The sequence below is a fragment of the Micromonospora sp. NPDC047762 genome, assembly GCF_043204655.1.
Classification (GTDB): Bacteria; Actinomycetota; Actinomycetes; order Mycobacteriales; family Micromonosporaceae; genus Micromonospora.
Genome location: NZ_JBIDCQ010000002.1, coordinates 1,067,481 through 1,092,010, shown reverse-complemented (window position 1 = coordinate 1,092,010; position 24,530 = coordinate 1,067,481). Strand labels below are relative to the sequence as shown.

At 70.2% G+C, this 24,530-nt stretch carries 25 protein-coding genes and 1 pseudogene; 14 read left to right on the top strand and 12 right to left on the bottom strand.

What is annotated here, in order from left to right:
• Positions 1-66: 66 nt before the first annotated feature.
• Positions 67-1,368: pseudogene (kynU, locus tag ACGF3C_RS10650) on the bottom strand (kynureninase); the annotation flags it as partial.
• A complete protein-coding gene (locus ACGF3C_RS10645; protein ID WP_357205438.1) occupies positions 1,344-2,246 on the bottom strand; it encodes a tryptophan 2,3-dioxygenase family protein in 903 nt (300 codons plus the stop codon). The gene ACGF3C_RS10645 and the pseudogene kynU, both read right to left, overlap by 25 nt.
• 148 nt (positions 2,247-2,394) lie before the next feature.
• On the opposite strand from ACGF3C_RS10645, the gene ACGF3C_RS10640 reads away from it, so the two are divergent.
• The 3 genes from ACGF3C_RS10640 (at position 2,395) to ACGF3C_RS10630 (ending at position 4,489) form a co-directional block, all read left to right on the top strand.
• Positions 2,395-2,838: an Lrp/AsnC family transcriptional regulator gene (locus ACGF3C_RS10640; RefSeq protein ID WP_357223380.1), complete on the top strand. Its 444-nt coding sequence runs from the start codon at positions 2,395-2,397 to the stop codon at positions 2,836-2,838.
• 277 nt (positions 2,839-3,115) lie between these two features.
• Complete coding sequence (locus ACGF3C_RS10635) at positions 3,116-3,640, top strand: hypothetical protein (RefSeq protein WP_357223383.1); 525 nt, start codon at positions 3,116-3,118, stop codon at positions 3,638-3,640.
• Between the two features lie 75 nt (positions 3,641-3,715).
• Entirely contained in the window at positions 3,716-4,489 is a 774-nt protein-coding gene (locus ACGF3C_RS10630; RefSeq protein WP_357223426.1) for a class F sortase, read from the top strand.
• 23 nt (positions 4,490-4,512) lie between these two features.
• Here the strand turns inward: ACGF3C_RS10630 and ACGF3C_RS10625 are convergent, their stop codons facing one another.
• The 3 genes from ACGF3C_RS10625 to ACGF3C_RS10615 all read right to left on the bottom strand — a co-directional run bounded on the left by ACGF3C_RS10625 (position 4,513) and on the right by ACGF3C_RS10615 (position 6,112).
• On the bottom strand, positions 4,513-4,923 hold the full coding sequence (locus ACGF3C_RS10625) for a type II toxin-antitoxin system VapC family toxin (protein WP_393220656.1): 411 nt from the start codon (positions 4,921-4,923) through the stop codon (positions 4,513-4,515).
• Positions 4,920-5,198, bottom strand: a complete 279-nt coding sequence (locus ACGF3C_RS10620) for a type II toxin-antitoxin system prevent-host-death family antitoxin (protein ID WP_357223389.1) — start codon at positions 5,196-5,198, stop codon at positions 4,920-4,922. Before ACGF3C_RS10620 ends, ACGF3C_RS10625 begins: the two co-directional genes overlap by 4 nt.
• Positions 5,199-5,287: 89 nt before the next feature.
• On the bottom strand, positions 5,288-6,112 hold the full coding sequence (locus ACGF3C_RS10615) for a MerR family transcriptional regulator (RefSeq protein WP_393220652.1): 825 nt from the start codon (positions 6,110-6,112) through the stop codon (positions 5,288-5,290).
• A gap of 3 nt (positions 6,113-6,115) precedes the next feature.
• Here ACGF3C_RS10615 and ACGF3C_RS10610 point away from each other — a divergent pair, with 3 nt between their 5' ends.
• Positions 6,116-7,696, top strand: a complete 1,581-nt coding sequence (locus ACGF3C_RS10610; protein WP_393220649.1) for a DUF6194 family protein — start codon at positions 6,116-6,118, stop codon at positions 7,694-7,696.
• Between the two features lie 15 nt (positions 7,697-7,711).
• Here the strand turns inward: ACGF3C_RS10610 and ACGF3C_RS10605 are convergent, their stop codons facing one another.
• Complete coding sequence (locus ACGF3C_RS10605) at positions 7,712-8,248, bottom strand: HNH endonuclease (protein WP_030333470.1); 537 nt, start codon at positions 8,246-8,248, stop codon at positions 7,712-7,714.
• A 339-nt stretch (positions 8,249-8,587) separates the two neighbouring features.
• A complete protein-coding gene (locus ACGF3C_RS10600; protein ID WP_393220823.1) occupies positions 8,588-9,034 on the bottom strand; it encodes an ArsI/CadI family heavy metal resistance metalloenzyme in 447 nt (148 codons plus the stop codon).
• Between the two features lie 88 nt (positions 9,035-9,122).
• On the opposite strand from ACGF3C_RS10600, the gene ACGF3C_RS10595 reads away from it, so the two are divergent.
• From ACGF3C_RS10595 to ACGF3C_RS10570, 6 genes are all read left to right on the top strand, one after another.
• Positions 9,123-9,494, top strand: a complete 372-nt coding sequence (locus ACGF3C_RS10595; RefSeq protein WP_357223399.1) for a metalloregulator ArsR/SmtB family transcription factor — start codon at positions 9,123-9,125, stop codon at positions 9,492-9,494.
• Positions 9,491-10,225 carry an aquaporin gene (locus ACGF3C_RS10590; protein ID WP_393220644.1) on the top strand — a complete coding sequence of 245 codons (735 nt, stop codon included), beginning with the start codon at positions 9,491-9,493 and terminating at the stop codon, positions 10,223-10,225. Before ACGF3C_RS10595 ends, ACGF3C_RS10590 begins: the two co-directional genes overlap by 4 nt.
• Positions 10,222-10,629 carry an arsenate reductase ArsC gene (locus ACGF3C_RS10585; protein ID WP_393220641.1) on the top strand — a complete coding sequence of 136 codons (408 nt, stop codon included), beginning with the start codon at positions 10,222-10,224 and terminating at the stop codon, positions 10,627-10,629. Before ACGF3C_RS10590 ends, ACGF3C_RS10585 begins: the two co-directional genes overlap by 4 nt.
• A 504-nt stretch (positions 10,630-11,133) precedes the next feature.
• Positions 11,134-12,192: a mechanosensitive ion channel family protein gene (locus ACGF3C_RS10580; protein WP_393220638.1), complete on the top strand. Its 1,059-nt coding sequence runs from the start codon at positions 11,134-11,136 to the stop codon at positions 12,190-12,192.
• Between the two features lie 233 nt (positions 12,193-12,425).
• On the top strand, positions 12,426-13,811 hold the full coding sequence (locus tag ACGF3C_RS10575; protein WP_357223407.1) for an MFS transporter: 1,386 nt from the start codon (positions 12,426-12,428) through the stop codon (positions 13,809-13,811).
• Between the two features lie 161 nt (positions 13,812-13,972).
• On the top strand, positions 13,973-14,362 hold the full coding sequence (locus tag ACGF3C_RS10570) for a globin (protein WP_393220635.1): 390 nt from the start codon (positions 13,973-13,975) through the stop codon (positions 14,360-14,362).
• Positions 14,363-14,383: 21 nt separating this feature from the next.
• Here the strand turns inward: ACGF3C_RS10570 and ACGF3C_RS10565 are convergent, their stop codons facing one another.
• From ACGF3C_RS10565 to ettA, 4 genes are all read right to left on the bottom strand, one after another.
• Positions 14,384-14,968, bottom strand: coding sequence for a YbjN domain-containing protein (locus ACGF3C_RS10565; protein ID WP_355008914.1), 585 nt, complete (start codon positions 14,966-14,968; stop codon positions 14,384-14,386).
• 131 nt (positions 14,969-15,099) lie between these two features.
• Positions 15,100-15,873, bottom strand: coding sequence for a hypothetical protein (locus ACGF3C_RS10560; protein ID WP_393220631.1), 774 nt, complete (start codon positions 15,871-15,873; stop codon positions 15,100-15,102).
• The gene (locus tag ACGF3C_RS10555; protein WP_357202341.1) at positions 15,870-16,316 is read right to left on the bottom strand and encodes a thioesterase family protein; all 447 of its coding nucleotides are present in this window, start codon (positions 16,314-16,316) and stop codon (positions 15,870-15,872) included. Before ACGF3C_RS10555 ends, ACGF3C_RS10560 begins: the two co-directional genes overlap by 4 nt.
• 12 nt (positions 16,317-16,328) lie before the next feature.
• On the bottom strand, positions 16,329-18,005 hold the full coding sequence (gene ettA / locus ACGF3C_RS10550) for an energy-dependent translational throttle protein EttA (protein WP_357202344.1): 1,677 nt from the start codon (positions 18,003-18,005) through the stop codon (positions 16,329-16,331).
• A 210-nt stretch (positions 18,006-18,215) separates the two neighbouring features.
• On the opposite strand from ettA, the gene ACGF3C_RS10545 reads away from it, so the two are divergent.
• The 4 genes from ACGF3C_RS10545 (at position 18,216) to otsB (ending at position 23,029) form a co-directional block, all read left to right on the top strand.
• Positions 18,216-18,500: a hypothetical protein gene (locus ACGF3C_RS10545; RefSeq protein WP_357223416.1), complete on the top strand. Its 285-nt coding sequence runs from the start codon at positions 18,216-18,218 to the stop codon at positions 18,498-18,500.
• Positions 18,493-18,879, top strand: coding sequence for a hypothetical protein (locus tag ACGF3C_RS10540; RefSeq protein WP_357223419.1), 387 nt, complete (start codon positions 18,493-18,495; stop codon positions 18,877-18,879). The genes ACGF3C_RS10545 and ACGF3C_RS10540 overlap by 8 nt, the downstream gene beginning before the upstream one ends.
• A gap of 143 nt (positions 18,880-19,022) precedes the next feature.
• Positions 19,023-20,423, top strand: a complete 1,401-nt coding sequence (locus tag ACGF3C_RS10535; protein WP_030333449.1) for a trehalose-6-phosphate synthase — start codon at positions 19,023-19,025, stop codon at positions 20,421-20,423.
• 41 nt (positions 20,424-20,464) lie between these two features.
• Positions 20,465-23,029: a trehalose-phosphatase gene (gene otsB, locus ACGF3C_RS10530; RefSeq protein WP_357228492.1), complete on the top strand. Its 2,565-nt coding sequence runs from the start codon at positions 20,465-20,467 to the stop codon at positions 23,027-23,029.
• A gap of 157 nt (positions 23,030-23,186) precedes the next feature.
• Here otsB and cobA read toward each other — a convergent pair whose 3' ends face one another.
• Entirely contained in the window at positions 23,187-24,509 is a 1,323-nt protein-coding gene (gene cobA / locus ACGF3C_RS10525) for a uroporphyrinogen-III C-methyltransferase (RefSeq protein WP_393220624.1), read from the bottom strand.
• Positions 24,510-24,530 lie beyond the last annotated feature (21 nt).

The window sequence follows — 24,530 nt, the reverse complement described above, 5'->3', positions numbered from 1 at the left end:
GCCTTTCGTTCGCGACTGCGGGGCTCGCAACCCCGGCTCACTCCTCGCGCTCACAGAGGTCGCCCCCACCGTCGCGGCGAGCGCCGCGGCGGCCCGCCAGCAGTCGAGGTACGTGGAGTACAGCGGCACCGGGGCGAACCGCACGACGTCGGGTTCGCGGGCGTCGGCGATGACCCCGTGTTCGTACCGCAGGCGTTTGGTCAGCTCGGCGGCGCTGCCCGACCCGATGCGCACGGAGAGCTGGCAACCTCGGCGGGCTGGGTCACGTGGGGTGACCACCCGCAGCGGCCGGCCGACGGTCACCTCGTCGAGCAGTGACTCCAGCCAGCCGGTGAGGCGCTGGCTGCGCGCGCGCAGCGCGGTCATCCCCACCGCGTCGAACAGCTCCAGCGAGGTACGCACCGGGCCCATCGCGAAGATCGGCGGGTTGGAGATCTGCCAGGCCTCCACAGTGGCCGGTGGTCGGGACACCGGCGTCATCTCGAACCGGGTGGCTGCCGCCGTGCTCCACCACCCCTCGAACCGCTGCAGGTTCTCGTCGCCGAGGTGGCGCTCGTGCACGTAGACGCCAGCGAGGGCACCCGGGCCGGAGTTCAGGTACTTGTAGGAGCACCACGCGGCGAAGTCGACTTCCCAGTCGTGCAGGGCCAGCGGCACGTTGCCGACCGCGTGGGCCAGATCCCAACCGACAACCGCACCGGCGGCCCGGCCGGCAGCCGTGATCGCCGGGATGTCCAGCAGCTCACCGGTGAGGTAGTTGACCCCGCCGAGCAGCAGCAGCGCCACCCGGTCGCCCTCGGCGGCCAGGTAGTCGGTCACGTCCTCGGTACGCAGGGCGTCCTCACCCGCGCGCGGACGCAACCGGACCACTGTGTCGTCCGGGTCCAGGCCGTGGAACCGGGCCTGGCTGCGCACGGCGTAGCTGTCCGAGGGGAAGGCGGCATCCTCGATGACGATGCGGGTGCGCGCGCCGGCCGGTCGGTAGAAACTCACCATCAGCAGGTGCAGGTTGACGGTGAGCGAGTTCATCACCACGGCCTCCGCGGGCCGGGCACCGACCAGTCGCGCGGCCGGGCCGGTCAACAACTCGTGGTACGGCAGCCAGGGGCGCTCCGCCTCCAGGTGCCCCTCCACGCCGAGCCGCCCCCACGCGTCCAGGTCGGCCAGGAGTTCGTCGCGGGTGGCCCGAGGTTGCAGACCGAGCGAGTTGCCGGCCAGGTACGCCGACTCGGGGTGGTCGCCGCCGTCGGCAGGCGGCACGTGGAACAGGTGCCGGTGACCGGGGTCGGCCTCGTCACGGCGATGCGCTTCTTGTTCTGGGGTTTGCATGTCTCGCTCTCCGGTCACATCGCGGTGCGGGCCGACCATAGCTCCGGGAAGACCACCCGGGCCATGCTGCGCTGCAACCACGCCAGGCCGGCGGAGCCTCCGCTGCCGACCTTGGCGCCCATCGTCCGCTGCACCGCCTTGACGTGGTTCCAGCGCCAGTCGCCGAACTCCTCGGCGACAGCGCTCAGCGCCTCGCCGAGCAGCCGCAGGTGATTGTCGGGGCTGGCGTCGTCGTAGATTCGCACCCAGGCCGCCTCCACCAACGGGTGCGGGTCGTGTTCGACGGCCACGTCCCGGTCGAGCAGGTCGGCGGGGAGGTCGAAGCCGCGCCGGGCGAGCAACGCGAGCACGTCGTCCCAGAGGCTCGGGGTGGTCAGCGCGGCGCTCAGCTCGGCATGCACCTCGGCCTGCCGGCGGAACGGGCGGATCAGCGTCGGGTCGCGCAGCCCGAGCAGGAACTCCAACTGCCGGTACATCGCCGACTGGAAGCCGGAGGCCTCACCGAGCAGATTGCGGAACCGGTTGAAGTCGGCCGGGCTCATCCAGCGCAGGCCCTGCCAGGCGGCGTTGAGCCCTTCCAGGTGCAGTTTGGCTCGGCCCAGCGGGGCCAACGCCTCCCAGATCTGGTCGGCGTGGATCAGCCGCTGGGTCTCGCGCAGCTCGTGGCAGGTCAGCCCGAAGTACAGCTCCATGATCTGGCTGACCATCAGGAAGGACATCTCGCCCGGGTCGCTGCTGAGCGGGTGCTGCATCTTGTGCAGAGCACTGGCCTGTACGTACGCGTCGTACGGCACCATGTCGGCGAACTCCAGCGTCGGTTCGCCACCGGTGCGCTCCGCCTGCGCGACACGCTGCCCAGGGGTCACCGGTCGCACCGTGGCGCGGCGGTTCGGCGCCCGCCGCTCCGTCTGATCCACCATCTCTTCTCCCTCCCCCGGACTAGCCGACGTCATGATCTCGCGGTCGGATCGGCCTGCGGAATGCCGAATCAACGGCTTCCGCCGGCTTCTCCTGGCAAACCAAAGGCAACTAGGCGAAGTCGGTTCACGAAAGTAAGGTCTGAGCGTGGACGACATGGACTGGGCGCTGCTGCGCGAGTTGCAGGCCGATGCGCGGCTCTCCTTCAGCGAGTTGTCCCGGCGGGTGCACCTGTCGCCACCGTCAGTCGCGGAGCGGGTTCGCCGGCTGGAGGAGGCCGGGATCATCACCGGCTACCACGCCCACGTCGACCTGAGCCGCGCCGGCCGCACAGTGGTCGCGCTGATCAGGATGTCCTGCTACGGCGCGCGGTGCATCCTGCACGACCCGGCGGTGGCTGACTGGCCGGAGATCCTGGAGATCCACCGGATCACCGGGGACGCGTGCAGCGTGCTGAAGGTGGCGGCCGGCTCGATCGGCGCGTTCGAGGGGGTCATCGACCGTCTCGCCCCGTACGGCCAACCGTCGAGCACGATGGTCCTCTCCTCCCCCCTGAACTGGCACCCCGTCACACCCCTCCCCCTCCGCTGACCCCAACGCGCCCCTCCCCGCGCCCTCCCCGCGCCCTCCCCGCGCCCTCCCCGCGCCGTCCCCGCGCCGTCCCCGCGCCCTCCCCGCGCCGATCTTGCAGTTTCTGCTGCCTTTATGTCCCTTATGCGGGTATTCGTCAGTGCAGAAAGTGCAAGATCGCGGGTTGGGGCGGTCGGGTGAGGGCGAGGGCCGGGCGGGTTTGGCTTCGGGGTGCGGGGAAAGCAGCGCGCGTGCCCAGGGGAGGGTTCCGGCGGTCGTCGCCGGTTGGGGGGAAATCATGCAGGCAGTCCGCACGATCAACCGCGCGCTCTCGTCCGCACTGACACTGGTGGGACTGGTCGGGGCGTTCGTCCTGTTGTCGGTCGCTCCGGCGCGAGCCGGCGAGAACGTCTTCGTCGAGGTGACACCCAACAGCGTCCAGGCCGGCAGTCGGGTCAGCATCAAGGCGAGCTGCGACAACGACAACAACAACAGGCAGTCCAGCGTGCACTCCGACGCGTTCGGGTCCGTGACGCTGAGACCCGACAAGGGCTTCCTCACCGCGCAGGCCAGTGTTCCGCGCGACAAACCGGCCGATCAGTACCCGGTCGACCTGCGATGTGACAACGGACAGACGTCGTCGACCACGCTGACCGTGCTGAACATGGCCTCACCCAGCAAGGGCCCGGCGACCGGTGGCGGTGGGATGGCCGGCGGGCGCGGCACCGGCTCGCTGCTGGTGTTCGGTGGCGTGGCGTTGGTGGCCACCGCGATCGTGCTCGGGATGGCCGGCGGCCGACGTCGACCGGGAGCCGGCTCCTGAGCCGGATCACCCATGACCCGCAGATCCGCGCGTGCGCGGCCGGACCGCCGCGCCCGCCTCCGGGCCGGGCCGGCGCTGCGCGCGTCCGGCCGGCTGGTGGCCCGCGTCTCCGGACGGCTGCGACGGGTCGCCGGGCAGGCCGTTGCGGCGAGCGTCACCACCACCGATCCGGCCGCTCGTCCGCTGCCGCCGCGACGTCCGGCCGGGCCGTCGTCGGCCCGCCACCGGTTCGTTACGAGCCCCGGGTTGCCGGTGCTGGCCATCGCCGCGCTGATGGTGCTGATCGTGGCGATGCTCGGCGTCGAGCAGGTGACCGGGATGAGCCTGCTGCCGGATCGGCTCAGCGCCGGGCTGCGACCGCCGCCGAAGAAGTTCCCGGTGCTGCCGGCCAGCGACCCGACCAACCTCGCCATCGACAAGATCGACGTACGGGCGCCAGTACACGACGTGGGTATCGCCCCGGACGGCACGATCGCCGTGCCGGACGCGGCCCGCGCCCAGGAGGCCGGCTGGTACGACCAGGGGCCCAGCCCGGGCCAGTACGGCCCAGCCGTGATCGTCGGGCACGTCGACACCACCAGCGGGCCGGCGGTCTTCCACAAACTCCGCGAGCTGCGCTCCGGTGACGAGATCGAGGTCACCCGCACCGACCAGCGCGTGGCGGTCTTCGAGGTCAACTCGGTGGAGAAGTTCGACAAGGGCCGACTGCCGGTGGACGAGGTGTACGGCGACTTCAGCCGCCCGAGCCTCCGGCTGATCACCTGCGGCGGCCAGTGGGTCGGCGGCGAGACCGGCTACGCGGACAACGTCGTGGTCTTCGCCTCGCTGGTCAAGGAGCGTTCAGGGTGAGATCGGGCAGATCGGCACGGGGGTCAGTTCTGCCCTGGGCTTGCCACCGGCAACCCTGCGGCCTTGGCACACTCGAGCAGTCGCCGGTCGTAACTGACGAATGCGATGAGCGCCGCTCCGGACTCGTTTGTCAGAACCTGGGCCGTGGCAAGGTGGATGGCGTCGAGGCTGCGTAGCGTGGGCTCGGCGAACGCCGCTGCGGTCGCGCGGACAGTGCCGTCGATCTCCAGCCGGAAGAGGCGCCCGACGGCCGCCGGAACGCCGATCAACGCTTGCGGGGCGGATCGGCGCAACGCCCTGGGCACTTCAACCTCGACGAGGGCCGAGGAGACCAGCGGGACGTCACCATAGCTGTTGAGCCAGGCGACGAGGTCGGCGCTGTACGCCTCCTGACGAACAAGCTTGACGACCGCAGCGGAGTCAAGATAGATCACCAGCGCTCCTCGTCGCGCATCTCGGCGAGGGCGGCAGAAGCGTCCACGTCCTCAGCACCGAGCTTGGGCGGAAGCGGAACAGGACCGCCGCCAGTTGGAGCGACAGCCCGCCCCGCCGCGACAAGTTTGGCCAGCACCGACCTGTCGTCACTGACCGGAACCAGTCGGGCGATCGGGTGCCCGCGATCGGTGATCTCGACCGTCTCCCCGCCGCTCACCCGAGCCAGCACCTGACTCGTGTTCTGGTTCAGCTCTCGAACCCCGATGCGCTCCATGGAGACAGTGTAGAACTAAATGTTCTACATTCCGAGTCCGTTCACCACGTAGCGAAAGACGGCGGCCAGTGGGTCGGCGGCGAGACCGGCTACGCGGACAACGTCGTGGTCTTCGCCTCGCTGGTCAAGACACATTCAGGCGGTTGACCGGCGTCGACGTACTCGGCGAGCCGGGCGGCCCCGGTGAGCATGGCCCGGCCTCGCTCGGTCAGCCGTTGCCGCCACTGACGCAGCGAGGCGGCGAGCGGTTCGGCACCGCCGGCATCGCGCACTCGGCGCAGCACGCCCGCGATGTGGTCGAGCCGGTAGCCACCGCGGCGCAACAGGTGGGCCAGTTCGGCGTCCCGGACGTCGTCGGGAAGATAGAGCCGGTAGTGGGTCACCGGATCACGTGCCGGTCGCAGCACCCCGGCCCGCTCCCATTTGCGCAGCGTGGCCGCCCGCAGACCGAGCCGGTGAGCCAACACGCTGATCGGCACGGCCTTCTGGCTCTGCGGTTGCGGTCTCGTTCCGGTGAGCGTCAACACCGCAGCCTCGACCGCGTCCAGGGTCTCCCGATCGCGCTGGAGCAGCGCATGCCCCTGGTCGATGGTTCGCAACGCCGTGTCGATCTCGCCCCGGTTGACCGCCCGCATGATCTCGCCGCTGGCCGCATAGCCGTGGCCCGGGATCAACGCAAGGTAGGCACAAAGCGCCTTGGCGTGCAGTTCGGTGAAGCGACGGTAGCCGTTCGGCGTGCGCCGGGCCGGAGGCAGGACGCCGTCTCGTTCGTAGTTGCGGACGGCCTGCGCGGAGAGACCGTGGGCGCGCGCGAGGTCGACCGGTCGGCGTACCCCCGGGTTTGAAGGTTTTGTGGCTGTCACCGCGCTCCGCCGCTCGAGAGTCTCAACCGCTGGTTCAACGATACGGTTCATGGAATGCCACCTTTTCTCGACCTGCTGGCGGTTACCCCGGACCTGCTCGCTCTCGGCGAGCCGACGCACGGTGAGTCCGCCTTCCTCCAGCTCCGCAACGAGGCCTTTCTGTCGCTGGCCGAGCACGGCTACCGCTCGATCGCCGTGGAGAGCGACCGGACGGCCGGGCTGATCGCCGACGAGTTCGTGCAGGGCGTCGCCGCCGTGACACTCGACCGGGCGCTCGCCGAAGGGTTCAGCCACGGGTTCGGGGTGGCCCCGGCCAACCGTGACCTCCTGCTGCGGATGCGGGAGTGGAACGCCGGGCGGCCGGTCGCCGAACGCCTGACATTCCACGGCTTCGACGCCCCGGTCGAGTTGGAGAGCGCCCCGAGCCCGCGCCGCCACCTCACCCAGGTCTGCCAGTTCCTCGACCTGGACCGGGCCACCGAGATCGACGACCTGATCGGGGACGAGGGACGGTGGAGTGACACGGCCGCGATCTGGGAACCGGGCCGATCGGTCGGGCGCTCGACCGACGCCCAGCGACTGCGGGTGCTCGCCGACGACCTGCTGACCGAGCTGTACCTGCGGGCGCCGTCGAGGTCGGCGGGCTGGCAGACAGCGTTCGTGCACGCCACGGCCGCTGTCGCGTTGCTGCGTTACCACGCCGCGGCCGCCGCACCACTGGCCCAGGAGGAACGCTTCGCCCGCCTGGCCGCAGTCCGGGACGCGCTGATGGCCGAGAACCTGCTCGCGATCCGATCGGTCGAGGCACACCGTGGGCCCACACTTGTCTTCGCGCACAACACGCACCTCCAGCGCCACCCGAGCACCATGACGCTGGCCGACACGCCGCTGTCATGGGCCGGCGCTGGCGCGATCATCGCGTCGTTGCTGGGCGACCGGTACGCCGTGATTGCCGGCAGTCTCGGCGCGAGCCCGGCACTCGGCATCGGGCCGCCAGCCGCCGACACCTACGAGGGTCGACTCCAGCAGGAGGGCAGCCTTCCCCGGTACCTGCCGACGTCCGACATCGAAGCGGCCGAGCAGCGAACGCACGACTACCGCTACTTCCCGCTGGACCGGGCCACCATCGACCACGCCGACGCGGTCCTGCACGTCCCGACCGGTGTCGACACGGCCGTGCTCGCCGATCGGATCGCCGCACTGCCCGACGTCGAGCAGCTCGTGGCGAGCGACGAGAACGGGTCCCCCGAGGCGGCCTGGGGCGACCGGTTCTTCTTCGTCGGCCCGGACCGCCGCCAACCGTTCGCCACCATCGTCGAGCATGACGTGCCCGGCTTCGACGAGGCCGCACAGCTTGACCGCCCCGGCGTCTTCCGGCTCAACCTGGACCTGGGTCGGGCCGAGTTCGAGCGCCTGTTCGGCTTCCCGCCAAAGGCATTCGAGGAGCACCGGCACGAGTTCGACTTCGCCCGACTGGACACTCTCGTACCGCACCCGGGCTACGCCCAGTACGGCTTCGCCAGCATCGTCATGCCCGGTCCGCACCTGCTGCCCGAGGTGGATCGACTGCTGACGATCGCCCACGACCGTGCCGTGCGTCGCCGCGAGCGCGCGGCGCGGCGGACCGCCGGGTAGCGCGACCGACCGGAGTCAGGCGGCTGCCTCGGGCTCCCGCAGGTCCAGCCAGTCGGCCCAGCGCGGGTCGGGGGCGCGGTGGCCCAGCACCCGCCAGGCGGTGCCCTTCGGGGCGGCCGGCAACGCGTGTAACCGCCAGCCCATCTCGGCCGGGGTCTTGTCGCCCTTCGTGTGGTTGCACCTGGCACACGCGGCGACCACGTTCTCCCAGGCGTGCCGGCCACCCCGGCTGCGCGGAAAGACGTGGTCGATGGTCTCGGCCGGGCCCCGGCAGTAGGCGCACCGCCACCCGTCCCGGGCGAAGATCGCCCGGCGGGACAGCCCGACATGCGTTCGGTACGGCACCCGGACGAAGCGCGTCAGCCGGACCACGGACGGCACCGGCAGCGCGTCCCGGGCGCTGTGCAGGATGCCGTCACCGTCGGCGACGCAGACCGCCTTGGCGGAGAGGACGAGGATCGCGGCGCGACGCACCGACACGACACACAGCGGCTCGTAGGTGGCGTTGAGGACCAACGCGCCGGAGCCCACCGTGGGTCGTATGTCAGGCATCGCGCTCACCCTCCCGGTTCAGCGGCTGCTGGGGACCGCCGTCGACCGGGGCCGGGCACAAGGGCCCACACGGTCGACGCCGGGCCGATCACCGACGTCCGTTGCGCCAATAGTCCCTGATCGGACCCCGGATTGCACGTACTAATCCCTCATGGGGTATGAGGATCATCCGCAATCGGGCCGATCGCTGCTTTGGCCTGGGTGAACCCTTCCGTTGCCTGACAGTGGTTGAGAGTCCTTGCCGTCCTCAGATGTGCCGAATCTGTGCCCGGTGATCTTCGGCGCTGCCGACGGCACCGGCCCCCGGCCTCCAGGTCGAGAGCGGGGGCCGCGCCGGCGTCAGCAGCAGCTAGCGGTAGCCGGCTCCTTCTCAGCGGCGGGTGTGCAGCAGGCGCTTTCGGTGGCCTTCTCCAACTGTTCGGAGTCGGCCTTGACGGTGTAGACCTCCCAGGGCTCGTTACCGGGGCCGCGCACCCACACCTTGTCCTGGAGGGCGTAGCAGCACTCAGTGCTGTTCTCCTCCAGGGTGATCAGACCGGAGTCGGTGAGGCGCCTGGTGGCCGCGTTGACGTCGTCGGTGCTGAACACCTCGACGCCCAGGTGGTCCATCGCGGTGGGCTGGTCGGCCTCGCCTTCGAGCAGCACGAGCTTCAACGGCGGGTTCTCGACGGCGAAGTTGGCGTAGCCGGGGCGACGCTTGGCGGGCTCGACGCCGAACAGCTTGGAGTAGAAGGCGACGGAGCCTTCGAGGTCGGGCACACGCAGGGCGAGCTGAACGCGGGACAACGGCTTGATCATCACTGCTCCTTGTCTTGATACTTTTCGAAGCAAGACCCACGTTGCACCCTGTTTCGAAATCTGTCAACCTAGAGGAATGTCGAAACAAGCTCTGCCGGTGGTGAACCTGGACGCGGTTGCCTGCTGCGCGCCAATCGCGGTCCGCCCCATGGACACCAACCAGGCAGCAGTGGTCGCACCGATGTTCAAGGCTCTAGGCGACCCGGTCCGACTACGGCTGATGTCGATGATCGCCTCGGTGCCGGAAATGTGCGTCTGCGATCTGACCCCCGCGTTTGAGCTGTCCGGGCCGACCATTTCCCACCACCTGAAGGTCTTGCGGGAGGCTGGCCTGGTCGACTCCGAGCGGCGCGGCACGTGGGTCTGGTACCGGGTCCGCCCGGATGCGTTCCGACAACTCCGCGCGCTTCTGGACCTCTCCGCTACCTTCGCAGAGGGCACAGCGTGAGCCTGTTGGCCCGTCGCGCGTCGGCGGAGTTCGTTGGTACGGCTTTACTCGTTGCCGCTGTCGTCGGTTCCGGGATCGCCGCCGCCCGGCTCTCGCCCACCGATGTCGGGCTCCAGCTCCTGGAGAACGCGATCGCCACCGCCCTGGCGCTGGGCGCGTTGATCCTGACCTTCGGGCCGGTATCGGGCGCGCATTTCAATCCGATCGTCTCCGTCGTTGACTGGTGGCTCAGCCGTCGCGCCGGTAGCGGCCTGACCGGCGGTGATCTCGCCACCTACATCGCCGCGCAGGTCTGCGGCGCGATCACCGGGACTGTTCTGGCCAACCTGATGTTCGATCTACCGGCCGCTACGTGGTCCCGCACCGATCGCGTCGGCGCGAACCTGTGGCTGGCCGAGATCATCGCCACCGCCGGCCTGGTCGTCCTGGTATTCGCCCTCGTTCGCACCGGTCGCAGCAATGCGGCTCCGGCCGCCGTAGGTGCCTACATCGGTGCCGCCTACTGGTTCACCTCGTCCACATCATTCGCGAACCCCGCCGTCACTGTCGGCCGCGCCTTTACCGACACCTTCGCCGGAATCGCCCCCAACTCCCTGCCCGGCTTCGTCGGCGCGCAGCTCGTCGGCGGCCTGGTCGCCATCGCCGCCATCGCCACCTGGTACCCCAGTGCCGACAAGTCCGCCGACGCCGTGGTCGTACCCCGCCTCAAGCAGGAGACAGAAGCCCGATGAGTGAGAAGCCCAGCGTCCTCTTCGTTTGCGTCCACAACGCCGGCCGTTCCCAAATGGCCGCCGGCTGGCTCCGACACCTCGCCAGCGACACCATCGAGGTCCGCTCCGCGGGCAGCGAACCCGCCGACCAGATCAACCCCGTCGCCGTCGAAGCCATGCGCGAAGTCGGCATCGACATCACCGGACAAACCCCGGATCGGCTCACCTGGGACGCCGCCCAAGCCAGCGACGTCATCATCACCATGGGCTGCGGTGACGCATGCCCCGTCTTCCCCGGCAAACGCTACGAAGATTGGAAGCTCACCGACCCTGCCGGTCAACCCCTCGACGTCGTCCGCCAGGTGCGCGACGACATCAAGACGAAAATCACCGAACTGCTCGCCAGCATTCGACCGAACCGCTGAGCGCAACGCTGCCGCCCTGCACGCTCCCGAACACCGAAGCCCCGGAAACTGCCATCGATCATGGCGGCCCGGGGCTACTTCGTATGTCGCGCCGCCGGCGGGCCATCACCGATCGCGCCGTGGCCGCAGGCCTGAGGCGCGATCGGCGGACCAGGTTCGGCGGCGCGAGCGGTCCGCGTAACTCAGCGATCTGAGGCCGCGTACCTTCCGGAAGGCCGCCGCGCTCGAACCGGCGGAGGAGCATTTCCTTGGTTGCCCATGGGGAATGCATCCGCGACTCAGGCGCTCCCCACTCGGTCGGACAGTCCGCCTCCCAGCGCAGGTACAGCACCGCAACGATGCCCAGCAGGAGCAGCCGCCCGATCCAGCGATCGGCACTGCCGTGGAAGACCCGGTCGCGGCCCCTGCGCCCCTTCGGGTCGACGCGCACGCTCCACCGCTTTCTCGCCATGCTCGCCACGCCGGTCCGCCGGCCGGTGGGTCGGCGGCGGAGGCTCGGGCTCCTTGCGGTACGAAGACATAGTGAGTGCCGCCAGCGTGACGCCCCTAGCCCTGTCCGACGCCGTCTCGGTGAACTGCCAGGGCAGCACCTCCTGCGAGTGGATCTACCGGATCACCGGGTCGTCCTGGTTCGCCGAGGGAAGCTACTGGATCCTGCTCAAACCGCTTCGGGTGCTGCTGATCCTGGCCCTGGCGATGGTGGCCCGCTGGGCGCTGCACCGGACGATCAACCGGTTGGTTCGGACGACCACCGACGGCGCGGTGCCGACGATGCTACGGCCGCTGCGCGAGCGGGTACCCACCGCCACGGTCGACCCGGCCGAGTTCGTGCCCGAGCGACGGAGGCAGCGGGCCGAGGCGATCGGGTCGGTGCTACGCAGCCTGACCACCGCGTTCGTCTTCGGCATCGCGCTGCTGATGATCCTGCGGGAGTTCAGCTTCGACCTGGCCCCGCTGCTGGCCAGCGCGGGGATCGCCGGTGTGGCGCTGGGCTTCGGTGCGCAGAGCCTGGTGAAGGACCTGATCGCCGGCCTCTTCATGCTGATCGAGGACCAGTACGGCGTGGGTGACAACGTCGACCTGGGCGAGGCGATGGGCGTGGTCGAGTCGGTCGGCCTGCGGGTCACCACAGTGCGCGACGGCCGCGGCGTGCTCTGGTACATCCGCAACGGCGAGATCATCCGGGTGGGTAACAAGAGCCAGGGTTGGGCGCTTGTGGTGGTGGACCTGCCGATCGGCTTCAACAGCACCGAGGAAGCGACGGCGGTGCTACGGACCGCGGCCGCCTCGGTCGCCATGGACCCGGAGCTGTCGCCGGAGATCGTGGAGGCGCCCGAGGTGCTGGGTGTCGAGCAGGTGACTGTGGACGGCGCCGTCATCCGCACAGTGGTGAAGACGACCGCTGACGGGCAGTTCGCGGTGGGCCGGGAACTGCGTCGGCGTCTCGCCGAGGCGCTGGAGAATTCGGGGATCACCGCGCAGATCGCAGCGGCCCGCATCTATCCCGGTCTGTCGACCCGGCCGTTGTCCGAGGGCGAGACCGGTCAGGGCGGCGCCACCTGACACCGCCCACATTGTCCGGCAATTCAGGGGTCGCGAGCCGGCCGGCCCCTCGGGTATCGTCCGTTCGTTCAGTCGGGGAGGCGACGAACGACCCGTTCGACCTAGCTAGTTGTCAGACGATCGGGCAGAATCCGGAGCACGCGTTCCCACCGAAGCGTGATCACAACCTCGCTGATCCGTAGATCTGACGAGCGCTTCCGACCGGGCTGCCACGAGCGGCCGAGCCGGGGCCGATGGAGGCGACGGTGCCTGACGAGCGACCTTCCGCGGAAGGCCCCGCCACATTCCGCGACGTCTTCGGCCAGCACGAGTTCCGGGCTGTGTTCGTGGCTGGTGCTCTCTCCTGGGTCGGCGACTACGTCGCGAAGGCCGCCGTCACCCTGCTCGTCTATCAGCAGACCCGGTCCGTCGCGCTCTCCGCGGCTGCCTTCGCGGTCAGCTTCCTGCCCTGGCTGCTCGGCGGTCCCGTGCTCGCCGCACTCGCTGAGCGGTACCCGTTCCGACGGGTGATGGTGGCATGCGACCTCATCCGGATGGCGCTGATGCTGGTCATCGCCATTCCGAGCCTGCCGTACCAGGCGGTGCTGGTGCTCATTTTCGCCGCCACGCTGGCGAACCCGCCGAGCCAGGCGGCGAAGTCCGCGCTGATCCCACAGTTGCTCACCGGCGACCGGCTGGTGCTGGGGCTGTCGCTCAACGGCAGCGTCGGGCAGGCCGCCCAGGTCGTCGGGTACGTCTTCGGCGCCGCTGTCGCCGCTGTCGACCCGGAGGCGGCGCTGCTGTTCAACGCGGTCACGTTCGGTCTCTCGGCGCTGCTGGTTCGCCTCGGCGTGCGCCACCATCCGGCGATGATGAACCCGGAGCACCGCAGCCACCTGCTGCGTGAGACTCGGCAGGGGTTCGGCATCGTGTTCCGCACACCGGTGCTGCGGGCCATCGCGGTGCTGGTGTTCAGCTCGATGCTCTTCTCGATCGTTCCCGAGGGTCTGGCCGCGGCCTGGGCCAACGACGAGGGACGTGGTGCGCTGAGCGCGGGCACCGCACAGGCGGCGATCATGGTGGCGAACCCGATCGGCTTCATCCTCGGTGGGTTGCTGGTGAGTCGCCTGTTCGGTCCGGCTCGCCGGCTGAAGCTGATGCGGCCGCTCGCGGTGCTCGCCCCGTTGGTGCTCGTACCGGTGCTGCTCGACCCCCCGCCGCTGGTGGTGGCACTGCTCGCCGCGCTCTGCGGGTTCGCGGTCGCCGGCATGATGCCGATGGCCAACGGGTTGTTCGTCCAGGCGCTGCCCAACGGCTTCCGAGCCCGCGCCTTCGGGGTGATGGCCACCGGCATACAGGTCATCCAGGGCCTCGCGGTACTGGTCACCGGGATGCTCGCCGAACGGTTCCCCATTCCGATCGTGGTGGGGGTCTGGAGCGCAGCCGGGGTGGTGCTGATGACGGTGGCCACGCTGCGGTGGCCGGACCGGCAGACGGTGGACGACGCGATCACTGCCGCCTCGTTGGCCAACGCCGCTCCGCCATCCTCCGGCCTCGGCGACCCGGCCAGCGACCGTCCGGTGGAAGGCAGGCCCAACCCGCATACCGGTGACGGCCACCGCCGGCACGCTGTCACCTGACCCGTCGAACCGACCTTCACCCGGGCAGGCCGGTGCCGACATTCGGGCTTGTCGACCCGGCGTGATCCGACGCACGGTGTGCGGGTCGGGTCGACACCGGACGCACCTGGCAGGATGGAACTGTGACTTCCGCAGGTGAATCCGACCGTCCCGGTGCGTCGATGACCCTCTTCGAAGCGGTCGGCGGCGAACCCACCTTCCGCAAGCTGGTCGACGAGTTCTACGCCGGGATCGCCACCGACCCCCTGCTGCGACCCATGTACCCGGAGGAGGACCTGGGCCCGGCCGCGGACCGGATGACCCTGTTCCTCATGCAGTACTGGGGCGGGCCGAACACGTACTCCGCTCAGCGGGGGCACCCTCGGCTGCGGATGCGCCACGCGCCGTTCCGGATCGGAGCGGCCGAACGGGACGCCTGGCTGCGCAACATGCGCCGCGCCGTGGACCGGCTCGACCTTGAGCCGGAGATCGCCGTCACCCTCTGGGACTACCTGGAGCGGGCCGCGTACTTCATGGTCAACGTCGAGGACGACCCGGCCAACGGCGGCTGACCCACAGCGCCCGGATCGGCGTCAGAGCAGCGCGCCCTCGTCGTGCAGCCAGTCCACGAAGCTGGTGGCGACCGCCGCGCCGCAGTCGAGCATCTCGACCAGGAGCGCGTCGTGGGTGCCAGCACCCAGGGGCACCTGAAGCTCGGCGTAGATCGGTAGCTGACCGCGCTCGGTCGGGTCACCGATGTACGCCTTGCAGAACCGGCGGGTGTGGTTCCACTCGTTGACCACCCGGTACGCCCGGTCGGCCCAGTCCGGCGGGACCGTGGCGTGCGGGCGTGCCCGCATGACCAGGATCTCGTCCTCCGGCCCTTCGAGGGTGACCAGCACCGCGTGCCGCTCCCACATCGCCAGCAGGTTGCCGTCGCCGTCGGCCAGGTAACGCACGTCGAGCAGATCGAGCGCGTCACAGACCCGGCGCAGACTCACCGGCTCGACGGTGGCGGGCGTATCGGTCAGCACGGGCCGCTCGTTGGACGGGCAGTCGTCCCCCGGCTGGCGAGGACTGGGCGGCCCGATCCGGACCGCGCTATCGACTGTGATCCCGCTTCGGGTTTCCGGTTCGCCGCCGTCGGCGGGACCGGGGCGCCATGACCACCACGGCATCGCTCGCGCACCTCACTCCCCAGCGGATCCAGTCGCCTACGGTGCGTTGGATCCGAGGATGGACGGTACCCGGACAGCCGGGTTGAAGCACCCCCCCAACGACCGCCCCTGACCAGAAGAATGATCCTGGGTCATCCGTTCGGACGAGCGCTCAGGGGTGTCACGGCAAGATCCGTGGCCTTCTGCAACCACGCCGCTCCGTGTGGTCCCACCAGGCCCACCCAACGACCGGCCACCCGCACCTGAACGGCGTCCCCGCCCTCGCCGGCCGCCGAGCCGTGGGCGGCACCGAGGAAGCCCATCCGGACCACCCCCTGCACCAGCCGCTGCGGCACCTCGACCGGCGCGTCGGGCGCCCCGTCGGGCGTCCCGTCGGTCGTCCCGTCGGTCGTCCCGTCCGGGGTGATCAGCACCGCCACGTGGTCGAGCAACGCGTCACGCAAGGCCCGCTGGCCCACGGCACGGCCGGCCACACCCTGCTCGCTCGCCGTCCGCAGGGTGCCCGCCGCCGCGTCGGCGATCCGTCGCAACTCGGCAACGGGCAGCGCCTCCACCTGGCGGCTCCGCGTCGGCGGCAGCGGCCACCGCCACTGGGCGTCCCGGCGGGTCGGCAGGGTCGCGCCGCTCCGCTCCAGTTCGGCGAGCAGCTCCGCGGCTGCCACAGTGACGTCCTCCGCGACGCCGTCGGCCGGCCCACCGGCAACCGTGCGGACCACCAGGACCTGCCACGGCAGCCGGGCCCACAGGGCGATCCGGCCCGGTGCGCCGGCCGGCCGCAGCCGGACCGGTGCGACCGGATCCAACCGGACCAGCCGGGCCAGGAAGGCGCCCGCGTCCGCCACCCCTTCGACACCGTGGGTGGGCGCCGCCGTCCGACCCGGCTCGGCGGTGCCGGGCCGGGTCACGCCACCCCGCCCTGTGGCGCGTACGTGAGCAGGAAGTCCCGCTCCTCGCTGGTGATCCGCCGGGGCACCTGGCGGGTCAGGTCGAACGGCACCAGCACCGAGCGAGCTCGGCTGGCCAGCACCTCACCGTCGTACAGCTCGTAGGCGACGGTGAACCGGGAGGCCCGGATCTCCTCCACCCACAGCTCGATCCGCACTGTGGGGGCCGCCTCCGCGGTGGCCCGGCCGAGCGCGTAGTCGACCGGGCGCAGGTAGTCGACCTCGTGCCGGCGGATCACCACCCCGTCGGCGAACGAGCCGACGCCCCAGGCCCGGCCGCCGGCGAACATCAACGCCACCCGCGCCTCCTCGTACAGGGTGAGGAAGCGCGAGTTGTTGACGTGGCCGTACGCGTCCAGGTCGGACCAGCGCAGGGTGCAGTGGTAGACGAAGCGGTCAGACACCTTCTCGGCCGGTCAGTCGCGGGTCAGCTTGCGGTAGGTCACCCGGTGTGGCCGGGCGGCCTCCGCGCCGAGGCGGTCGACCTTGTTCTTCTCGTACGCCTCGAAGTTGCCCTCGAACCAGAACCACTTGGACGGGTCCTGGTCGTCGCCTTCCCAGGCCAGGATGTGCGTGGCGACGCGGTCCAGGAACATCCGGTCGTGGGAGATGACCACGGCGCAGCCGGGGAACTCCAGCAGGGCGTTCTCCAGGCTGGACAGCGTCTCCACGTCCAGGTCGTTCGTCGGCTCGTCGAGCAGGATGACGTTGCCGCCGATCTTCAGCGTCAGCGCCAGGTTGAGCCGGTTGCGCTCGCCGCCGGAGAGCACCTTGGTCGGCTTCTGCTGGTCCGGGCCCTTGAAGCCGAACGCGGCGATGTACGCCCGCGACGGCATCTCGACCTTGCCCACCATCAGGTAGTCCAGCCCGTCGGAGACGACCTCCCAGACGGTCTTGTCGCCGTTGAGGCCCTCACGGTTCTGGTCGACGTACGACAGCGAGACGGTGGGGCCGACCCGGACCTCGCCGCTGGTCGGCTCCTCCAGCCCGACGATGGTCTTGAACAGCGTGGTCTTGCCGACGCCGTTGGGGCCGATGATGCCGACGATGCCGTTGCGCGGCAGCGAGAACGACAGGTTGTCGATCAGCAGCCGGTCGCCGAAGCCCTTGCTGAGGTTGTTCGCCTCGATCACCGTGCTGCCCAGGCGCGGGCCCGGCGGGATCTGGATCTCCTCAAAGTCCAACTTGCGGGTCTTCTCCGCCTCGGTGGCCATCTCGTCGTACCGGTCGAGGCGGGCCTTGGACTTGGTCTGCCGGGCCTTGGCGTTGGAGCGGACCCACTCCAGTTCCTCGGTGAGGCGCTTCTTCATCTTGGCGTCGCGGCGACCCTCGACGGCCAGCCGGGCGGCCTTCTTCTCCAGGTAGGTGGAGTAGTTGCCCTCGTACGGGTACGTCCGGCCACGGTCCAGCTCGAGGATCCAGTTGGCCACGTTGTCGAGGAAGTACCGGTCGTGGGTGATCGCCATGACGGTGCCGGCGTACTTCGCCAGGTGCTGCTCCAGCCAGGAGACGCTCTCCGCGTCCAGGTGGTTGGTGGGCTCGTCGAGCAGCAGCAGGTCGGGCGCCTCCAGCAGCAGCTTGCAGAGGGCCACCCGGCGACGCTCACCACCGGAGAGCTGGGTCACGTCGGCGTCCGGCGGCGGGCAGCGCAGCGCGTCCATCGCCAGTTCGAGCTTGGAGTCGACGTCCCAGGCGTCGAGGTGGTCAAGCTCCTCCTGGAGCTTGCCCATCTCCTCCATCAGCTCGTCGGAGTAGTCGGTGGCCATCTGCTCGGCGATCTTGTTGAACCGCTCCAGCTTGGCCTTGGTCTCGGCGACCGCCTCCTCGACGTTGCCGAGCACGGTCTTGGCCTCGTTGAGCGGGGGCTCCTGGGCGAGCATGCCGACGGTGTAGCCGGGCATGAGTCGGGCCTCGCCGTTGCTCGGCTTGTCCAGCCCTGCCATGATCTTGAGGAGGCTGGACTTACCGGCGCCGTTCGGACCGAGCACACCGATCTTGGCTCCCGGCAGGAAGCTCAACGTGACGTTGTCGAGCACGACCTTGTCGCCGTGCGCCTTGCGCGCCTTTTCCAGGACGTAGATGTACTGGGCCACGGTGCGGGCTACCTCCGTCGGTTGCTGTCGCTGATCGGCGGCGCGGCGCGGGCTGCGAGGACCGCCCGCCGCCGCCGGCCGGGAGCCGGCCGCGCGCACGCCATCGTCAATCCTGACAGGTACGGCGCGCTTCGCCCACATCACCCCGCCCCAGGAGTACGCGGGCGCGCCGCGTTGCCGACCGCGGTATCACCCGCTAGCGTCCCCGGTATGACCAAGAAGATCGCCATCAGCGTGCCGGATGACGTGGCGGAGCGGCTGGCCGAGGAATCCAATGTCTCCGCCTTCATCACCGAGTCCGTTCGTCAGCGGATGGCTGGCGAACGGACGCGGCGGGCGCTTCGACAGGTGGGCTTCCAACTCACCGACGAAGGCCTCGCCGAGGCGGGCCGGAAGCTTGACGAGGCTCACGCCAAGATCACCCCGGAACTGCGATCCAAGGCAGCTGCCCTGCTGGGCGAGGCTTCTCGCGGACGGATGACCATCCGTGACTGATGCCGGCCTCGTCCTCGACACGGGCTGCCTCCTCGCCTACTCGGAAGGCATGGAGGCTGTCGGGGAGCAGATCGCGAAAGTCGCGGACAAGGGGCAGGGCGTGATCGTCCCCGCACTCTGCCTCGCAGCCGCGTACCGCCAGGTGGCCAGTGACGGCTGGCCACTGCTCGACATCGTCGGCGACCTGGAGCACGTCATGGTCACGCCCGTCGAGCACGACATGTGCGCCATTCTCGGCGGCTGGTCACGAACCCTCGGCGGCATGGATCTGGCCCAGGTTGCGATGGAGGCCGCTCGGGCGATCACGCCGATCATGACGGATCGGCGGGAACTGCTGGGTGAGGTGCTGCCCAAGGAATGGCCGATCATCGACCTCTGACCAGCGCGCATGTCGACAAGATCACCTTTAGGGTTCGGTCGCACCGAGGCGGGTAGGAGACTCCGGCACTAGGCACAAGACGCCGCAGCTACGCTCAGTACGCTCATCGCGGTGGACCCGTCAGTACCCGGAGGTGGCCGATCGTGACCGTCCGTAGCTCCTTTGTCGTAGTGGCGAACCGTCTGCCGGTCGACGAGGTGAGCACACCCGAGGGCCGGCAGTGGCGACGCAGCCCTGGCGGGCTGGTCACCGCGCTGCACCCCGTACTCGCCGAACACAAGGGCACCTGGGTCGGCTGGGCCGGTGGCACCGGCGCGGCCCCCGAGCCGTTCGACCTGGAGGGGATCCGGCTGCACCCGGTCCCGCTCAGCGCCGAGGAGTTGGAGCGGTACTACGAGGGCCAGTCCAACGCGACGATCTGGCCGCTCTACCACGATGCCGTGGAGACACCGGCCTACAAGCGCCGGTGGCGGGAGGCGTACCGCCTGGTCAACGCCCGGTTCGCGGAGGCCGCAGCCGACGTGGCGGCCGAGGGCGCGACGGTCTGGGTGCAGGACTACCAGCTCCAGTTGGTGCCGGCGATGCTCCGCGAGCTCCGCCCGGACCTGCGGATCGGGTTCTTCCTGCACATCCCGTTCCCGCCGATCGAGCTGTTCATGCAGATGCCGTTCCGCACCGAGATCCTGCGCGGTCTGCTCGGCGCCGACCTGGTCGGTTTCCAGCAGCGGCTGGCCGCGCAGAACTTCGTCCGGCTGGCCCGGCACCTGCTCGGGCTGCGCTACGAGGGGCAGATGATCCAGGTCGACGGTCGGCAGGTGAAGGCGGGCGCCTTCCCCATCTCGATCGACACCCAGGAGATGGAGCGGATGGCCGCCGATCCGGCGATCCAGGCCCGGGCCAAGCAGATTCGCGCCGAACTGGGCGACCCGAAGACGATAATTCTGGGCGTGGACCGGCTGGACTACACCAAGGGCATCGAGTTGCGGCTCAAGGCCTTCCGGGAACTGCTGGCTGACGGAAAGTTGACAGTTCCCGACGCGGTCATGGTTCAGGTCGCCACACCCAGCCGCGAGCGCGTGGAGCACTACCAGGCACTACGGGTGAAGGTGGAGCGCGAGGTCGGCCGGATCAACGGCGAGTTCGGCAGGGTCGGCGTGCCGGCGGTTCATTACCTCCATCAGTCGTACAGTCGCAGTGAGCTGGCGGCGATGTACGTTGCTGCCGACGTGATGATGGTGACCCCGCTGCGAGACGGAATGAACCTCGTGGCGAAGGAATACGTAGCATCACGTGCCGACCAGGGTGGCGCGCTCGTACTCAGTGAGTTCGCCGGCGCCGCCACGGAGCTTCGCCAGGCATTTTTGTGTAACCCGCACGACCCGGACGCGGTCAAGGACGCCCTCCTCCGGGCAGTGCACGTGGAGAAAACCGAGGCGCGCCGCCGGATGCGGACAATGCAACGTCACCTGCGTACCCACGACGTGGGCCACTGGGCCAAGTCTTTCCTCTCGGAACTCGGAGTTCCCGAGGCGGAGGCCGAGTGAACACGTCCCTCAACGATGGGGCGGCAGTCGCCACCGGGGTCATGGACCCTGAGTTGCGCTCCGCCATCGGCCGGATAGCCCGGGTCCCCCAACTCCTTGTCGCCTGCGACTACGACGGCACACTGGCGCCGATCGTGGAGGACCCGAGCACGGCCGTTCCGCTGCCCGAGTCAGTGGCCGCGGTCCGCGCGCTCGCCGCGCTGCCGCAGACCACAGTGGCGGTGGTCTCCGGCCGGGCGCTGCGCGACCTGGCCGCCCTCTCGCGGCTGCCCAGCGAGGTGCACCTCGTCGGCAGTCACGGCTCCGAATTCGACATCGGCTTCGTCGAGCGGCTCTCCCCCGAGCTGGTCGCCGTACGGACCCAGGTCCGCAACGCGCTGCGTGAGATCGCCGCCCAGCACCCGGGCATCCGGCTGGAACGCAAACCGGCGAGCGTCGCGATGCACACCCGTGGGGTCGACCCGCAGATCGCCGCCGCCGCGATCGAGGCGGTCCGCAACGGTCCGGCCACCTTCGACGGCGTCACGGTGACCCAGGGCAAGGAGGTCATCGAACTCTCCGTGGTGGCCACCCACAAGGGCACCGCACTCGACCAGTTGCGGACCCAGCTCGCCTCCAGCGCGGTGCTGTTCATCGGCGACGACATCACCGACGAGAACGGGTTCGGCCACCTGCACGGTCCCGACCTCGGCATCAAGATCGGCCCCGGTGACACCCAGGCCAGCTACCGGGTGGCCGACCCGCTGGAGGCCGCCCGCGCGCTGGCCCTCCTGCTGGAGACCCGGCGGCACTGGCTGTTCGGTGAGCGGGCGGTGCCGATCGAACGGCACTCCATGCTGGCCAACGGTCGTACCGTCGCTCTGCTCACCCCCGAGGCCAAGGTGAGCTGGCTCTGTCACCCCAAGCCGGATTCGGCGGCGATCTTCGCCGACCTGGTGGGTGGCAGCCCGGCCGGTCACTTCAGCATCGCCCCGGAACGTGGGGGCATCCCGCTGGGCCAGCGCTACCGCTCCGGCACGATGACTGTGGAGACCCGGTGGTCCGGGCTCACCGTCACCGACTGGCTGGACAAGCCGGCCCGGGAGACCACCCCCGGCGACAGCCCGGCGGTCCTCACCGGCGACTCGACCCTGGTCCGGGTGCTGACCGGCAGGGGCAAGGCCACTGTCGAATTCGCGCCGAGGCCGGAGTTCGGCCAGGTGGCCGTCCAGTTGCAGCCGCTCGGCGACGGCCTGCTGGTGCTCGGCTCGAACGAACCGGTCGCGCTCTACGCCCCCGGCGTGCAGTGGGAGGTCGGCAACGACGGAGGGTACGAGACCGCCAAGGCGACCGTCGACCTCTCCGCCGCCGGTGGGCAGGTGGTGCTGGAGCTGCGCTTCGGCACGCACAGCCTGGAGCACCACCGGGTGCCGATCCACGAGCGGCAGGCCGCAGCCGAGCAGCCGTGGAAGGACTGGGTGGCCTCGCTGCGGTTGCCGTCCACCTCCCGCGAACTGGTCGCGCGCAGCGCCCTCACCCTGCGCGGGCTCTGCCACGAGGCCACCGGCTCGATCCTGGCCGCGGCGACGACCTCGCTCCCCGAGGAGCTGGGCGGCGTCCGCAACTGGGACTACCGCTACTGCTGGCTGCGCGACGCCGCGCTGACCGCCCGCTCGCTCGTCGACCTGGGCTCCATCGAGGAGGCCGAGGCGTTCCTGCGCTGGGTGGACGGCTGCATCGAGCGCACCGGTGGGCACCCGGAGCGGCTGCACCCGCTCTACACGATCGACGGCTACGAGCTGGGCGCCGAAGCGGTCATCGACACGCTACCCGGGTACGCCGGCTCCCGGCCGGTCCGGGTCGGCAACCTCGCCAACCACCAGTTGCAGCTGGACGTCTTCGGCCCGATCGCCGACCTGATCGCGGCCGTCGCCGACGCTCGCGGTTCGGTCCGCGACGACGAGTGGCGGGTTCTGGAGAACATGGTCGAGGCGGTCCGCCGCCGCTGGCACGAGCCTGACCACGGCATCTGGGAGGCCCGGCTGCCACCCCGGCACCACGTCTTCTCCAAGGTCATGTGCTGGATGACAGTCGACCGCGCGCTGCATGTGATGCGCGAGCACGGCGGCGAGGACCGGCCCGAGTGGAAGGACCTGCGCGACCGGATCGGCGCCAACGTGCTGGAGCACGGCTGGCACTCCGACGTCGAGGCGTACAGCGTCGCGTACGGGGACGAGGACATGGACGCCTCGTCGCTCTGGATCGGCCTCTCCGGCCTGCTCCCGGGCGACGACCCGCGCTTCCTGTCCACCGTCCTACGGATCGAGGCGGATCTGCGCAGCGGCCCGGTCGTCTACCGCTACCACTGGGACGACGGCCTGCCCGGCCGTGAGGGCGGCTTCCACATCTGCACGGCGTGGCTGATCGAGGCGTACCTACGCACCGGCCGCCGCACCGACGCCGAGGAGCTGTTCGCACAGATGGTGCTGACCGCCGGCCCGACCGGGCTGCTCCCCGAGCAGTACGACCCGCTCGCCGAGCGCGGCCTGGGCAACCACCCGCAGGCGTACAGCCACCTCGGTCTGATCCGCTGCGCCCTGCTGCTGGACAACATGCTCAAGCAGTAGTCGATCGAGAGACCACGACGGGCCGGAGCAGCGCTGCTCCGGCCCGTCGTCTCTCCCGGCTCCCGGCTCCCGGCTCCCGGCGAGATCTTGGACAGTTTCCGTCACGCGCTGACGGAAACTGTCCAAGATCTCCAACACTGCGGATGCAGCGACTCCCTCAGCCGTCGAGGGTGTTGACCACGTCGCCCACCACGACGACGGCGGGTGGCCGTACCTCGGCCGTGAGCACGTCGGCGGCCACCGCGTCGAGCGTCGAGCGCAGCACCCGCTGGGTGCCCGTCGTGGCTTCCTGTACGACAGCGGCTGGGGTCTGCGGCGACCGACCGTGGGCGATCAGGGTGGCCGTGATGGCGGCGAGGTTCTTCAGCCCCATCAGGATCACCAGGGTGCCGTGCAGACCGGCGAGGGCGTCCCAGCGCACCAGCGAAGCCGGTGCGTCGGGTGCCAGGTGTCCGGAGACGACGGTGAACTCGTGCGCCACGCCCCGATGGGTGACCGGGATTCCGGCCGCGGCCGGGGCGGCGATCGAGCTGGTCACCCCGGGCACCACCGTCACCGGGACACCGGCGGCAGCGCAGGCCAGCAACTCCTCGCCGCCGCGCCCGAAGACGTACGGGTCACCGCCCTTGAGCCGCACCACGAACGCGCCGGCCAGGGCCCGGTCGACAAGGATCTGGTTGATCTCCTCCTGGGCCCGGGACGGGCCGTAAGGGATCTTCGAGGCGTCCACCAGTTCGACGTCCGGGCGCAGCTCGTCCAGGAGTAGTCCGGGCACCAGCCGGTCGACGACCACCACGTCGGCCTCGGTGAGCAGCCGCCAGCCCTTCACGGTGATCAGCTCCGGGTCCCCCGGCCCCGCCCCGACCAGCGCCACCCGCCCGACCTGCCGCCCGCCGGTCACACCGGCCTCGGTCACACCGGCACCGAGCCCGCCGGGCGCCGCAGCAGCGGCACCGGCCTGGCCGGGCGGCGCAGCGGCAGCACCGAGCCCGCCAGGCGGCGCAGCGGCGGCAGCAGCGGGCGCCAGGCGGACCGCCAGAAGGTCGCGGACGGCGTCGCGGACGGTCATCGCCCGGTGCGGGTCGCCGCCGCCGAGCACCGCCACGGTGACCGGGCCGTGCCGGGTCACGGCCGGGGTCCAGGCGGTGGCGGCCGTCCGGTCGTCGGCCCGGACGCAGAAGATCCGCCGCTCGGCGGCGACGGCGCTCACCGAAGCCGCCGCCATCGGGTCGTCGACCGCGACCTGGACCAGCCAGGCACCGTCCAGGTCCTCGGGCACGAACCGGCGCGGCACCCAGTGCAGCCGACCCGCGTCCGCCCGGGCGCGCAGCGCCGGAGTCAGCTCCGGGGCCACCAGCAGGACGTCCGCGCCGGCGTCCAGCAGCGCGGGTACGCGCCGGGTGGCGACCGCGCCGCCACCCACCACGACCACCCGCCGCCCGTGCAGCCGCAAACCCAGGGGGTACGGATTGGAGGTCACGCCGCACCACCGAAGCGGACG